The organism is Chitinolyticbacter albus (genome assembly GCF_024437655.1).
Taxonomy (GTDB): Bacteria; Pseudomonadota; Gammaproteobacteria; order Burkholderiales; family Chitinibacteraceae; genus Chitinolyticbacter; species Chitinolyticbacter albus.
Window position 1 is genome coordinate 113,760 of record NZ_JANBVF010000009.1, and the last position, 12,011, is coordinate 125,770.

At 66.1% G+C, this 12,011-nt stretch carries 13 protein-coding genes; 12 read left to right on the top strand and 1 reads right to left on the bottom strand.

The genetic code is table 11. The features are described 5' to 3' along the window. The first annotated feature begins 96 nt into the window (after nucleotides 1–96). The 6 genes from NLI84_RS07570 (at nucleotide 97) to NLI84_RS07595 (ending at nucleotide 4,151) form a co-directional block, all read left to right on the top strand. Nucleotides 97–624, top strand: a complete 528-nt coding sequence (locus NLI84_RS07570) for a GbsR/MarR family transcriptional regulator (RefSeq protein ID WP_255989339.1) — start codon at nucleotides 97–99, stop codon at nucleotides 622–624. Next, a complete protein-coding gene (locus tag NLI84_RS07575) occupies nucleotides 617–1,645 on the top strand; it encodes an SRPBCC family protein (protein ID WP_255989341.1) in 1,029 nt (342 codons plus the stop codon). The genes NLI84_RS07570 and NLI84_RS07575 overlap by 8 nt, the downstream gene beginning before the upstream one ends. A gap of 65 nt (nucleotides 1,646–1,710) precedes the next feature. Beyond that, the gene (locus tag NLI84_RS07580; RefSeq protein ID WP_255989342.1) at nucleotides 1,711–2,037 is read left to right on the top strand and encodes a thiol-disulfide oxidoreductase DCC family protein; all 327 of its coding nucleotides are present in this window, start codon (nucleotides 1,711–1,713) and stop codon (nucleotides 2,035–2,037) included. Nucleotides 2,038–2,047: 10 nt separating this feature from the next. Then, on the top strand, nucleotides 2,048–2,446 hold the full coding sequence (locus NLI84_RS07585) for a thiol-disulfide oxidoreductase DCC family protein (RefSeq protein ID WP_255989343.1): 399 nt from the start codon (nucleotides 2,048–2,050) through the stop codon (nucleotides 2,444–2,446). Beyond that, nucleotides 2,446–3,687 (top strand): SDR family oxidoreductase, encoded by a 1,242-nt coding sequence (locus tag NLI84_RS07590; protein ID WP_255989344.1) that lies wholly within the window; start codon nucleotides 2,446–2,448, stop codon nucleotides 3,685–3,687. The genes NLI84_RS07585 and NLI84_RS07590 overlap by 1 nt, the downstream gene beginning before the upstream one ends. Next, nucleotides 3,684–4,151 (top strand): DUF2269 family protein, encoded by a 468-nt coding sequence (locus tag NLI84_RS07595; protein WP_255989345.1) that lies wholly within the window; start codon nucleotides 3,684–3,686, stop codon nucleotides 4,149–4,151. Before NLI84_RS07590 ends, NLI84_RS07595 begins: the two co-directional genes overlap by 4 nt. 38 nt (nucleotides 4,152–4,189) lie before the next feature. Here the strand turns inward: NLI84_RS07595 and NLI84_RS07600 are convergent, their stop codons facing one another. Continuing rightward, nucleotides 4,190–5,077: a histone deacetylase family protein gene (locus tag NLI84_RS07600; protein ID WP_255989347.1), complete on the bottom strand. Its 888-nt coding sequence runs from the start codon at nucleotides 5,075–5,077 to the stop codon at nucleotides 4,190–4,192. 189 nt (nucleotides 5,078–5,266) lie between these two features. On the opposite strand from NLI84_RS07600, the gene NLI84_RS07605 reads away from it, so the two are divergent. From NLI84_RS07605 to NLI84_RS07630, 6 genes are all read left to right on the top strand, one after another. After that, nucleotides 5,267–6,148 (top strand): hypothetical protein, encoded by an 882-nt coding sequence (locus NLI84_RS07605; RefSeq protein ID WP_255989348.1) that lies wholly within the window; start codon nucleotides 5,267–5,269, stop codon nucleotides 6,146–6,148. Between the two features lie 111 nt (nucleotides 6,149–6,259). Continuing rightward, nucleotides 6,260–7,171 carry an AAA family ATPase gene (locus tag NLI84_RS07610; protein WP_255989349.1) on the top strand — a complete coding sequence of 304 codons (912 nt, stop codon included), beginning with the start codon at nucleotides 6,260–6,262 and terminating at the stop codon, nucleotides 7,169–7,171. Between the two features lie 2 nt (nucleotides 7,172–7,173). Next, on the top strand, nucleotides 7,174–8,145 hold the full coding sequence (locus NLI84_RS07615; protein ID WP_255989350.1) for a DUF58 domain-containing protein: 972 nt from the start codon (nucleotides 7,174–7,176) through the stop codon (nucleotides 8,143–8,145). Then, entirely contained in the window at nucleotides 8,145–10,070 is a 1,926-nt protein-coding gene (locus NLI84_RS07620) for a transglutaminase TgpA family protein (RefSeq protein ID WP_255989398.1), read from the top strand. Before NLI84_RS07615 ends, NLI84_RS07620 begins: the two co-directional genes overlap by 1 nt. Before the next feature lie 10 nt (nucleotides 10,071–10,080). Next, nucleotides 10,081–11,112, top strand: coding sequence for a ferrochelatase (gene hemH, locus NLI84_RS07625; RefSeq protein WP_255989352.1), 1,032 nt, complete (start codon nucleotides 10,081–10,083; stop codon nucleotides 11,110–11,112). Between the two features lie 152 nt (nucleotides 11,113–11,264). Continuing rightward, a complete protein-coding gene (locus tag NLI84_RS07630; protein WP_148715305.1) occupies nucleotides 11,265–11,963 on the top strand; it encodes a response regulator transcription factor in 699 nt (232 codons plus the stop codon). Nucleotides 11,964–12,011 lie beyond the last annotated feature (48 nt).

A 12,011-nucleotide genomic window follows, 5' to 3' on the forward strand; every position in this document is an offset into this window, starting at 1 on the left:
ACCCTTGCGGTGGCTTTTTTGTTGTCCGCAGCACGGCGCACTTGCATCCCGCCTAAAAATTCATTAATTTCTGTCTTAACAGAAACGGAGGAAATCATGCAGCTCACACCGGTCAAGCAAAAGTTCGTTCTGCACTGGGGCGAGATGGGTACACGCTGGGGCGTGAACCGTACGGTGTCGCAAATCCATGCGCTGCTGTTCCTCGCCGATGCGCCACTGAATGCCGAGGAAATCGCCGAGACGCTGGTGGTCGCCCGCTCCAACGTCAGCAACAGCCTCAAGGAGCTGCAAGGTTGGGGCCTCGTGAAGATTGTCCACGTGCTGGGTGACCGGCGCGATCACTTCGAGACCAGCAAGGATGTGTGGCAGCTGTTCCGCACCATCGTCGACGAGCGCAAGCGGCGCGAGTTCGACCCCACGCTCACCATCCTGCGCGAATGCGTGATGGAGCAAGGCGAAGTCGACGACGCCGCCGCGCTGCAACGCATGCAGGACGTGCTCGACTTCATGGAAACGCTGACCGCGTGGCTGAAGGAAATGGAGAACCTGCCGCCGACGACCTTGATGAAGATCCTCAAGCTCGGCGCCAAGGTGCAAAAACTGCTGGGGCGCGGCGATGACTGAACCATCCGGCGCGACCTGGCAGGCGCGGCTCAAGCCGCCCTACGATTGGGCCACAGTGCAATCGCTGATCATGGTTGCGCTCGCGGGCGTGGGCTACGGCCTGCTGACGCGCGCGCTGTTTGTACTCGGCGACGCGTTGGGGGGGGGCGACATGTTCGAGCTGATGTCGAGCGCCTTCCTGCTGCTGACGCCAACAGCCATCGGTGCCATCACCGTGTATGCCTCGGCCGATGCCGAGAAGCGCAGCTGGTGGTACTACGGCTGCATGCCCTGGGCCGTGGTGACGCTGTTCGCCTTCTCCAGCGGCCTGATGCTGATCGAAGGCCTGATCTGCATCGTGATGGCGCTGCCGCTGTTCTGCCTCGGCGGCTCCGTCGGCGGCCTGCTGATGGGAGCCTTCCTGCGCTGGCGCGGTCGCCAAGCCGGCGTGCTGCACAGCTTCATCGCGCTGCCGCTGCTGGTTGGCGCACTGCCCGGTGGTAGCGATCCGAATGCCTATGGCACGGCCACGGTCAGCATTGACATCGCCGCGCCACCGGCCGTGGTCTGGCAACAGCTTTACAACGTGGGCCAGATCGCACCGGAAGAAGTGCCGGACGCCTTCATCTACCGCATCGGCGTACCCAAGCCGCGCTCGGGCCAGACTGTGACCACACCCGAAGGGCGGGTCAGGCAGGTGCGCTGGCACAAGGGCGTGCATTTCGAGGAAGTCGTCACCGATTGGCAGCCCGAGCGCACGATAGGCTGGACCTACCGCTTCGCCAAGGACTCCATCCCGCCCGGCGCACTCGATGAACACGTGACCCTAGGCGGCCGCTATTTCGGCCTTGAAGCCACGCACTACACGCTGACGCCGATCGCTGGCGGCACCCGGCTGACACTGCAGATCGGCTATCGCGTCAGTACCGATTTCAACTGGTACAGCCACTGGCTCGGGCAGCTGGCGCTGCGCGACTTTGCCGGGGCCGTGCTGGTGCTGTATCGCAATCGCAGTGAGGCGGCACAGTACGCAATGCATTGAATCATCACAATCGGCGCCTCTACCGCAGCGTCCCCGGGCCATCTACTACCTACCAGGAGCACACCATGACCACCATCTACTTCGATAGCCGTTATCTGCTCTGCCGCCTGGAAGTCGGGCTGTTGCGCCGGCTGGCTGCCTCGCGTGCCGTGGCCTGGCAGGACTTGAATGCAGCGGGCTTTGATGCGGCCGCGCTCGGCCTTGCCGACAAGGCAATGCGTAGCGCGCTACACCTGCGCAACGACAGCGGCTGGGTGATCGGGGCCGATGCGGTCCGGGCCATGTATCGCGCCTGCGGGCTCACCACCCTCGCCCGCCTCACCGAACTCGGGCCGGTGCGCCGGCCCGCCGACGCGGCCTATCGCCTGTTTGCCCGCTGCCACGCCCGCTAGGAGAGCTGCCATGCTGATCGCCTACTACGACGGCAGCTGCCCGTTCTGCAGCCAGAGCATGTACGCGCTGCGGCGCCGTGCCCCAGACGCGCTGCAGCTGGTCGACGCCGCCGACCCGGCGTTCGATGCGGCCCAAAGTGGCCATACCCGCGCGGAGCTGATGCACAGTCTGCATGTGCAGGATGCAGCGGGTACGGAATATGTCGGCGTGGCAGCCGTATGCGCGGTGTTCAAGGCAGCTAGGCTCGGCTGGCTGGTCTGGCCGCTGCGCCTGCGCGCGCTGCAGCCGCTCTGGTTTCGCGCCTATGCCTTGCTCGCCCGCCAGCGCTACCGGCTCAGCCAGGCCGCCGGCCTCGATTGCCCGAACGGCACCTGCACGCTCGACCCCTGGCGTTGGGGCAGCGAATGATGAGCAGTTTCCGCATCCTGCTGCTCGGGGCAGACGGCTTCATCGGCCGCCACCTCGCCGCCGAACTTGAGGCGCGGGGCCATACCGTGGTGGGCGGCGTGCGCCAGCCCCGCAACGCCTCCGACATCGCCGTCGATTTTTCCGTCGACCACGACGTTGCGACCTGGCTGGCGCGCGTGCGCGGCTTCGACGTGGTGATCAACGCGGTCGGCGTTTTCCGCAGCGGGCCGCGCGCCGGATTCGACGCCATCCACGAGACGGCGCCACGCGCCTTGTACGCGGCCTGCCACGAGGCCGGCGTGCGCCGAGTGTTGCTGATCTCCGTGCTAGGTGCGGCAACCGACGGCGCCACCGCCTACTGGCGCAGCAAGGCAGCCGGCGAAGCCGTGCTGCGCGCGGCCGGCGTGCCATGGACCATTGTGCAGCCGGGCCTCGTCTATGGCGCGGACGGGGCCAGCAGCCGGCTGTTCGCCCGGCTGGGCAGTCTGCCACTGCAATTGCTGCCAGCCAGTGGCGACGTCCAGCCCATCCATGTCGATGACCTCGCCACCGGTTGCGCCCGGCTGATCGACGCAGCCGATGCCGCTGGAAAGACCTTCATCGCGACCGGCCCGCAAAAACAGTCCTTCGCCCTGTACCTGCGCCGGCTTGGTGACCGCGACCGGGTTTGCTCGCTGCAGCTGCCCGCCAGGCTGGGCTCCATGCTGGCGATACTGCTGGAACGTCTGCCCGGCAGCCTGATCAGCCGCGACAGCCTGACCATGCTGGCACAAGGCAGCCATGGCGATGGCAATGCCTTTGCCGCCTACGTCGGGCGCCCGTTGTGCGCGCCACCCGGCGAAATCGACCCGGCCGGACGACTGGCGCTGCAATGCTGGCAAGTCGCCTGGCTGTTGCGCGGGGGGTTGGCCTTCGTCTGGCTGGCGACAGCCTGGGTCTCGCTGTTCGTCTATCCGGTGGCTGGCAGCCACCAGTTGCTGGCCGGCTGCGGCATCCCAGCTGCGTTGTTCGAACCCCTGCGCGTCGGCTCGGCGCTGCTCGACGCGGGCTTCGGGGTGCTGACGTTGCTGCGCCCCGGCCGGCGTCTGTGGCAGCTGCAGCTGGCGCTGATCGCCGGCTACAGCACCATCGTGGCGTTCTGCCTGCCCGAATACCTGGCGCACCCGTTTGGCCCGCTGACCAAGAATGCCGGGCTGATCGCCGCGCTGGCCGCGCTCATCGTCCTGGAGGAAAAACCATGATCGACTACTTCGCCATCAAGACGCTGCACATCCTGTCGGCCACGCTGATGTTCGGCACCGGCTTCGGCACGGCGTTCTACATGTTCTTCGCCAACCGCAGCGGCAATGTCGCGGCCATCGCGGTGGTCACGCGCTGGGTGGCGCGCGCCGACTGGTGGTTCACCACGCCGGCAGTGATCATCCAACCACTGTCCGGCTGGTGGCTGATGCGCCAGCTCGGCTGGGAGCTGGGCTGGAACTGGGTCGGGCTGACGCTGCTGCTCTATGCGATCGCTGGCGCCTGCTGGCTGCCGGTGGTGTGGCTGCAGCTGAAGATGCGCGACATGGCGCAATCCGCGCACGCCGAGGGGCACGAACTACCAGCGCGTTACTGGACTTACGAGCGCTGGTGGACCGTGCTCGGATTCCCGGCCTTTGGCGGCCTCTTGGTGGTGTACTGGCTGATGGTGGCCAAGCCGTTCTAGCGCCAGTGGCGGCGGCGCCAGCGGGTGCCGGTGCGGCTTCAGAATTCGCCCAGTTCCTTGATATGCGCCGCCACGCTGCGCCCGAGCGCTGACAGGTCATAGCCGCCTTCCAGCATGGAGACGATGCGCCCCTGGGCGTGGCGTTCCGCGACCTTCATGATCTCGCGGGTCACCCAGGCGTAGTCGGCTTCGATCAGGCCCATGCTCGACATCTCGTCCTCCAGATGCGCGTCGAACCCCGCCGAGATCACGATCAGCTCCGGCGCCCAGGCGTCGAGCGCGGGCAGCCAGTGCTCCAGCACCGCGTCGCGAAACTGCAGCCCCGTGGTACCGCGCGGCAAGGGAGTATTGAGCATATTGGCGCCGCGCGGCACGTCGCCGCTATAGGGATAGAACGGGTGCTGGAACATGCCGACCATCAGCACCTGCTCGTTCTGGCAGAAGATGTCCTCGGTGCCGTTGCCGTGATGGACATCGAAATCGACGATGGCGACACGTTGCAGCCCATGCTCGGCGATCGCATGCGCCACCGCGACCGCAACATTGTTGAACAGGCAAAAGCCCATCGCCTTGTCGTGCTCGGCATGATGGCCCGGTGGGCGCACCGCGCAGAACGCATTATGGGCGCGCCCGTTCATCACCAGATCGACCCCGGCGATGCCGGCGCCCGCTGCGTGATAGGCGGCCCGTAAGCTATAAGGATTCACGGCCGTGTCGGCATCCAGATGCGCGTAGCCACGCGCGGGAACGACCACCGCGAGCCGGTCTATATGATCGGCGTCGTGCACGCGCAACAGCTGTTCGAGATGGGCGGCAGGCGCGTCGACATGTAGCAGGAAGTCCCACAAGCCGGCGGCGATCAACCTATCCTGAATGGCAGCCAGGCGCTCCGGGCATTCCGGATGACCACGACCCATGTCGTGCATGCTGCACGCTGAATGACTGATATAGGCTGTAGGACCAGCAACCGACATGGGCTTCCCGGGAACCGAACGCTGTTTCGCGAAACAGGGGCCAGTCTAAGCCCAAGCGCAGAGCACGCGCAAAAATGGGGCGGGTGAGGCAGAGCCACCGCACCAGAACAAGCCGGCAATGGGCCGGCATGGAGAGAGCCCATGAGGCGCATCGCCCAATTGAGCTGTGCCGCACTGTTGCTGGCCAGCGCCCTGCCCGCCGTGGCAGCTGCCGGTTTTCGCGTGTCGGTTGCCCCGATCTGGCAATCGGGCGCCCAGCTCGAACACGAAGACCAAGCCAACAACTTGCTGCTCAATGCCGGCTACCTGCAAGCGCAGGATGAGGGTTGGTCGTTGGGCCTTGCCGCCAGCTATCAGTACAGCGATTGGCAATTCAATGACGCCTCGGCCTGGCGTGGCGCGGCTCCCTGGGGCACGGTGCACCGGGCCAGCGTCGGGGTCAATCTCGGGCTGCGGATCGAAAACGGCTGGCAATTCAACCTGACCCCGTCGATCAACTACGCCGGTGAGCGCGATGCTGACAACAGCGAGGCGCTGGGATTGGGCCTGAGCGGCAGCGCCAGCAAGGCCATCACGCCTGCGCTGACGCTGGGGCTTGGCATCGGTGTGTTCGATGCGCTCGAAGAAACCCGCGCTTTCCCCTATCTGGTGGTGAACTGGGACATCGACCAGCACTGGCGGCTCGCCAACCCCCTCAGTGCCGGGCCAGCAGGGCCGGCGGGGCTGGAACTCAGTTACCGGCGCGATCGCTGGGATGTCGGAGCCGGCGGAGCGTATCGCTCGTTCCGCTTTCGCTTGTCCGGCGACAACGCAGGCGCGCCGGGTGGCATCGGCGAAGAACAGCTGATTCCCGTGTATCTACGCTTCGGCTACGCACCCACCCGCGATTCCAAGCTCGACGTCTACCTCGGCGCCGGCTTCAACAGCCAGCTCAGCACCGAGGATGCGGACGGCAACCTGCTCACGCGCGATGATCTCGATACCGTTCCGCTGTTCGCCATCCAGTTCGGCGGGCAGTTCTAGACCCTCTTGGTCGCAACCCGCGCTGCGGCGGCCAGGGCGGGATGCCAGCGAGCCGGAACGCAGCTAGAATCCAGCCGTCCAAACAAGAACACCATCCGCCAGGGAGCGGTAATGCCCCATCCTTACTCGGCCGCGCTGGCCCAGCTCAACCACGTCATCCTCGGCAAACAGGACCAGATCCGCATGGCCGTCTGCTGCCTCTTGGCGCGTGGCCATCTGCTGCTGGAAGACCTGCCCGGCGTTGGCAAGACCACACTGGCGCATGCGCTGGCCGGGACGCTGGGCTTGAAGTTCCAGCGGGTCCAGTTCACCAGCGACCTGCTGCCCGCCGACCTGATCGGCGTCTCGATCTACGAGCGCGATTCCGGTCGCTTCCGCTTTCACCAAGGCCCCGTGTTCACCCAGGTGCTGCTGGCCGACGAAATCAATCGCGCGCCCCCCAAGACCCAGTCGGCGCTGCTCGAGGCCATGGAAGAGCACCAGGTCACTGTCGATGGCACCAGCCACCCCTTGCCCGAGCCCTTCTTCGTCATCGCCACGCAAAACCCGCAACACCAGATCGGCACCTTCCCGCTGCCTGAATCGCAGCTCGATCGCTTTCTGATGCGGATCGAGCTGGGCTACCCGGACGGCGCGGCCGAGCGGGCGATGCTGGCCGGCGACAACCGGCGCGATATGCTGGCGCAGCTGGCCAGCTGCATCACGCCGGCCGAGCTGCTCGCCTCGCAGCAGGCGGTCGATCGCATCCATATCGCCCCGGCGCTGCTCGATTACGTGCAGGCGCTGGCGCGGGCCACACGCAATGCCGAGGCATTCAGCTACGGCCTGTCGCCGCGCGCGCTGCTGGGCCTCGTCGCCGCGGCGCGCGCCTGGGCTTGGCTGGACGGGCGCGACCATGTGGTGCCCGAGGATGTCCAGGCGGTATTCCCGGGCGTCGCCGGCCACCGCCTGGTTCAGCGCACCAGCGGGCGGGCAGCCCCCGAAGCCGCCCAGGCACTCTTGAACACCGTCGCCATACCCTGACCATGCAGCCGCCGGCACGCTTGCAGCGCTATTGGCAAGGCTGGCTGGCCCGGCGCCACCCGCCTGCCACGGGCGAGGTCCGGCTGCGGCACAATCGCATCTACGTGCTCCCCAGCGGATTCGGCCTGGGCTTTGCGCTGGTCGTCGTCATGCTGCTGATCGGTGCCATCAATTACCAGCTGAGCCTGGGCTATCTGTTCGCCTTTGCCTTGATCGGTCTGGGTCATGCGGCGTTGACCGAGGCGTTTCGCAACCTGCTCGGGATCACCCTCTCGGTCAGCCATACCGAGCCGGTATTCGCCGGTGAACTCGCCGCATTCACCATCCGGCTGACCAACGACAAGCGCCGCATCCGGCGCGGCCTGACGCTGCGGGCCGGCACCGGCAGCGCGACAGCGCTCGATTGCCTGGATGGCAACAGCGAACGCACCTTGCATCTGCCCTGCAGCACGGCCCGGCGTGGCTGGCTGGTGTTGCCACGCATCACCCTGACCACCTTTTATCCCAGCGGCTGGTGTCGGGCCTGGAGCTACGCCCACCTGGCGGCGCGTTGCCTGGTCTACCCGGCCCCCGAGGCCGATGCCCCGCCCTATCCCGGCGCGGCCAGCGGCATGGGCCATAGCGCGATCCGCCAGAGTGGCGAGGACGAATTCGCTGGCCTGCGCAGTTATCGCCCCGGCGACACACCGGCGCGCATTGCCTGGAAGCACGCCGCGCGCAGCGACGAACTCGCGGTCAAGGCTTTCGATTCGCCGCAAGGAAGACAGACGCTGATCGAATGGGACGCCGCGGCGCCGCTCGATACCGAGGCGCGCCTGTCCCGCCTGTGCAGCTGGGTCTTGCGCGCGGACGCGGCGGGCGATCGCTATACGCTCTCGCTACCCGGTTTCAACAGCGGTCCGGGCAGCGGGCCGGCGCACCGGGCGCATTGCTTGGCGGCGCTGGCGCTCTATGGGCGGGAGTCGCAGCCGTGATGCCATCGCTGCAACGGAACAAACTGCTGGTCCTGATCGTGGTACTGGGGCTGGCCATGGCCCCCCACTTCTGGGTCATGCCGTCCTGGCTGGCCGGCCTGATGGCACTGCCGCTGGTCTGGCGCGGTGTATTGGCGTGGAGCGGCCGCCGCATGCCGGGCCGCGCATTGCGCGTGTTGCTGGCGCTGCTGGTGATCATGCTGGTGTTCTGGCAGTTCCGTACCCTGGTCGGGCGCGACGGCGGGGTGGCGCTCTTGATCGCGCTGGTGTCGCTCAAACTGCTGGAAACCACCCGTGCGCGCGACGTGCGCATCCTGGTGCTGCTGGGCTACTTTGTCACCGGCTCGCTGTTCCTGGTCTCGCAGGAATTCTGGATGCTGGCCTATGCCGCCGGTGTCGCGCTGCTGCTCACCGGCCAGTTGTTTGCCTGGCAGCGGCACGATACGCCGCTCGAGCCGGAAGAATACCGCCGCGCGGCTCGCTTGCTGCTCGAAGGCTTGCCGGTCGCCCTCTTGCTGTTCGTGCTGTTCCCACGGCTCTCCACGCCGCTGTGGAGCATGCCGCAGGACAAACCCGGCGCCAGCACCGGCATATCGGACACCATGACGCCCGGCAGCTTCAGCGAGCTCACGCTGGACGACAGCGTCGCCTTCCGGGTCGACTTCATCGGCCGCAATCCGTCGCGCAGCGAACTCTACTGGCGCGGGCCGGTGTTCGAACGCTACGACGGCAAGACCTGGTTCCAGCGGGAGTTCGCCCCCGGCCCGGTGCCCACGGTGGTCGCGGAAGCCGCGCCACTGCGTTACACCATGACGCAGGAGCCGCAGCAGCGCAGCTGGCTGTTCGCGCTCGACTTGCCGACCGTGTTACCCGCGGACGCGCGCCTCAGCAACCGGCTGCAGGCCATGGCGCGTCGGCCCATCGTCAACCGCGCGCGATTTGAGCTCGCCAGCAGCACGCAGTGGCGCGTCAGCGATGATCCCTCAGCACCGGGGGCATTGCAGCTGCCCTCCCAGGGCAACCCACGTGCACGCGCACTGGCGGCGAGCTGGAAAGCGCTGCCGCCCAAGGTTCGCGTCGCCCGCGCGCTGGAATGGCTGCGCAGCAATGGCTTCGTTTACTCGCTAGCGCCGCCCTTGCTCGACAGCCTCGACCCGGTCGATCAGTTGCTGTTTAGTACCCGCGAAGGCTTTTGTGAGCACTACGCTAGCGCGTTCGCCTTCCTGATGCGCGCCTCTGGCACGCCGGCCCGCGTGATCGGCGGCTATCTGGGCGGCGAGTACAACCCGAGCGGCAACTACTGGATCGTGCGCCAGGCCGACGCCCACGCCTGGGTCGAGGTCTGGCTCGATGGCAAGGGCTGGCAGCGGGTCGACCCGACTTCGGTGGTCGCGCCGATGCGCATCAGTGGCGGACTGGCGCGCAGCGTGCGCGATGCCGACCGCCTGCCCCTGCTGCTACGCGAGAACGCCGCCTGGCTCGCGCGCTGGCGCCAACAGTGGGATGGCGTGGTCCATGTCTGGAACCGTTGGGTGGTCGGCTACGATACCCAGCGGCAAATGCAGCTCTTGAATCGTCTGGGCATCGACTACCTGGGCTCGAAGTCCTACCTCTACTGGGTGGCCGGGGCCTTTGGCTTCGTGCTGCTCGTCTACGCGCTCTCGGTACAGCGCGCCAGTCGTGTGCGCCCGGCCGACGCAGCCAGCCGGCACTGGGCACGCTTTGTTCGGCGGCTCGCCCGCCTGGGACTTTCCCCGGCGCTCGGCGAAGCCCCCTCCCGCTTTGCTGAGCGCGCCAAAACCGCGCTGCCGCAGCACGCGGAGCAGATCGACACCATCGCCCGTGCCTATATCGAGGCCCGCTACCGCGAATCGCCCGCAGCGCTGACGCAACTGATCGCTGCCGTACAGCGCTTTCGCACCTAATCGGAGTCGTATGTCGTCCTACTTCAATGCCCCGGAGCCCGTGCAAGCCGAACCGAAGCCGCGCATCGGCGTGCTGCTGGTCAACCTCGGCACGCCGCAGGCGCCGACCGCAGCCGCGATCCGCCCCTACCTCGGCCAATTCCTGTCGGACCCGCGCGTGGTCGAGATCCCGCCACTGCTCTGGCAGCCCTTGCTACGCGGCGTGATTCTCAACACCCGCCCGAAGAAATCCGCCGAGAAGTACGCGACGATCTGGACCAAGGAGGGCTCGCCGCTGCTGCACTGGACCGCAAAACAGGCCCGGCTGGTCAAGGGCTGGCTCGGCGAGCGCCACCGCGGGCAGCTGCGGGTGGAATATGCGATGCGCTACGGCCAGCCGGCGATTGCCGAGGTGCTCGACGCGATGCAGGACTGCGGCCGTATCCTCGTGGTACCGCTCTACCCGCAATATGCCGCGAGCACGACGGCCTCGGTCTGCGACGCCGTGTTCGCCCGCCTGCAGCACTATCGCGATCAACCGGCGGTGCGCACGATACGCAGTTTCCACGACGATCCCGGCTATATCGCGGCGCTGGCGCAGAAAATACGCCGACATTGGATGATCGAGGGCCGCGGTGAACATCTCTTAATGAGTTTTCATGGCGTGCCACGCTTCTCGTTCGAGCGCGGTGACCCCTACTACCTGCAGTGCCAGCGCAGCGCCACCCTGCTCGCCGCCGAGCTCGGCCTTGCCACTGGCGCCTACACGCTGAGCTTCCAGTCCCGTTTCGGTCCCACCGAATGGCTCAAGCCCTACACCAGTGACGTGATCGCGGCCTTGTCCCGACAAGGCGTGAAGACACTGGACGTGGTCTGCCCAGGCTTCGTCGCCGATTGCCTGGAAACGCTGGAAGAAATCGCCATCGAAGGCAAGCGCGATTTCCTCGCCGCCGGCGGAACACGATTTAGCTATATCGCGGCACTCAACGATGACGCAGGCTGGATTGCCGCCTTGGGTGCCACGATAGAGCGCGAGCTCGGTGGTTGGCTGACGATCGGCTAACGGCTGAAAGCCAGCGGCAACACCGCGCCAATGCTTGATCTCTTTGGCATGGACGGCTGTCTATCCCAATCGCTGACAAAAATACTTGGGTCTGACAGAAATTGCAGTTAAACTCACCGGTAAGCTAAGACTTACAACCGGAGGTTTAACCCATGAGCACCCGGCTCTTTCTGGCCGAGGATGACCTCATCCTCGCCGACGCCCTGAAAACCAGCCTGTCGCAGGCCGATTTCCAGGTCGATTGCGTCAATGACGGCGCGCTGGCACTGCAAATCCTGCTGCACAACGACTACGACGTCGTGGTTCTGGACGTGGGCCTGCCGAACATGGACGGCTTGACCGTGCTCAAGCACGTGCGTCAGCACAAGCCCTCCATGCCCATCTTGATCCTGACTGCACTCGATGGTCTGGACGAGCGCGTTGCCGGCCTCGATGCTGGTGCCGATGACTATCTTGCCAAGCCGTTCGAGTTTGCCGAACTGGAAGCCCGGCTGCGCGCGCTGCTGCGTCGCAGCCAGATCCTGCCGCAATCGGTGCAGCAACTGGGCAACCTGCGCCTCGATCGCGCCGGCCAACGCGCCTGGTGCAACGACATTCCACTCGATCTGTCCGCCCGCGAGCTGACCGTGCTCGAGATCCTGATGTCCAATATCGATCGTGTGGTGACCAAGGAGCAAATCGTTTCCGAACTCGGTTCCGAAAATGCCGAAGTGGGTCTGAATGCAATCGAAGTGTACGTTCACCGCCTGCGCAAGAAGCTGGAACCTTGCGGCGTGGTGATCCGGACCATCCGCGGCCTGGGTTACCTCCTCGAGAAGCAGCAGCCCAACGCGCAGGATGTCGCGGGGTAAGTTCTCTCTTCGCCAGCAGCTCTTAACCTGGCTGCTGATCCCGCAAGT

Bases quoted from the DNA above. Each gene is read 5' to 3' on its own strand.
- NLI84_RS07615 (WP_255989350.1), top strand. From the start codon at position 7,174: ATGCAGCCGCCGGCACGCTTGCAGCGCTATTGGCAAGGCTGGCTGGCC.
- NLI84_RS07590 (WP_255989344.1), top strand. From the start codon at position 2,446: ATGAGCAGTTTCCGCATCCTGCTGCTCGGGGCAGACGGCTTCATCGGC.
- NLI84_RS07610 (WP_255989349.1), top strand. From the start codon at position 6,260: ATGCCCCATCCTTACTCGGCCGCGCTGGCCCAGCTCAACCACGTCATC.
- NLI84_RS07575 (WP_255989341.1), top strand. From the start codon at position 617: ATGACTGAACCATCCGGCGCGACCTGGCAGGCGCGGCTCAAGCCGCCC.
- NLI84_RS07630 (WP_148715305.1), top strand. From the start codon at position 11,265: ATGAGCACCCGGCTCTTTCTGGCCGAGGATGACCTCATCCTCGCCGAC.
- NLI84_RS07570 (WP_255989339.1), top strand. From the start codon at position 97: ATGCAGCTCACACCGGTCAAGCAAAAGTTCGTTCTGCACTGGGGCGAG.
- NLI84_RS07605 (WP_255989348.1), top strand. From the start codon at position 5,267: ATGAGGCGCATCGCCCAATTGAGCTGTGCCGCACTGTTGCTGGCCAGC.
- NLI84_RS07585 (WP_255989343.1), top strand. From the start codon at position 2,048: ATGCTGATCGCCTACTACGACGGCAGCTGCCCGTTCTGCAGCCAGAGC.
- NLI84_RS07595 (WP_255989345.1), top strand. From the start codon at position 3,684: ATGATCGACTACTTCGCCATCAAGACGCTGCACATCCTGTCGGCCACG.
- NLI84_RS07620 (WP_255989398.1), top strand. From the start codon at position 8,145: ATGCCATCGCTGCAACGGAACAAACTGCTGGTCCTGATCGTGGTACTG.
- NLI84_RS07600 (WP_255989347.1), bottom strand. From the start codon at position 5,077: ATGCACGACATGGGTCGTGGTCATCCGGAATGCCCGGAGCGCCTGGCT.
- NLI84_RS07580 (WP_255989342.1), top strand. From the start codon at position 1,711: ATGACCACCATCTACTTCGATAGCCGTTATCTGCTCTGCCGCCTGGAA.
- hemH (WP_255989352.1), top strand. From the start codon at position 10,081: ATGTCGTCCTACTTCAATGCCCCGGAGCCCGTGCAAGCCGAACCGAAG.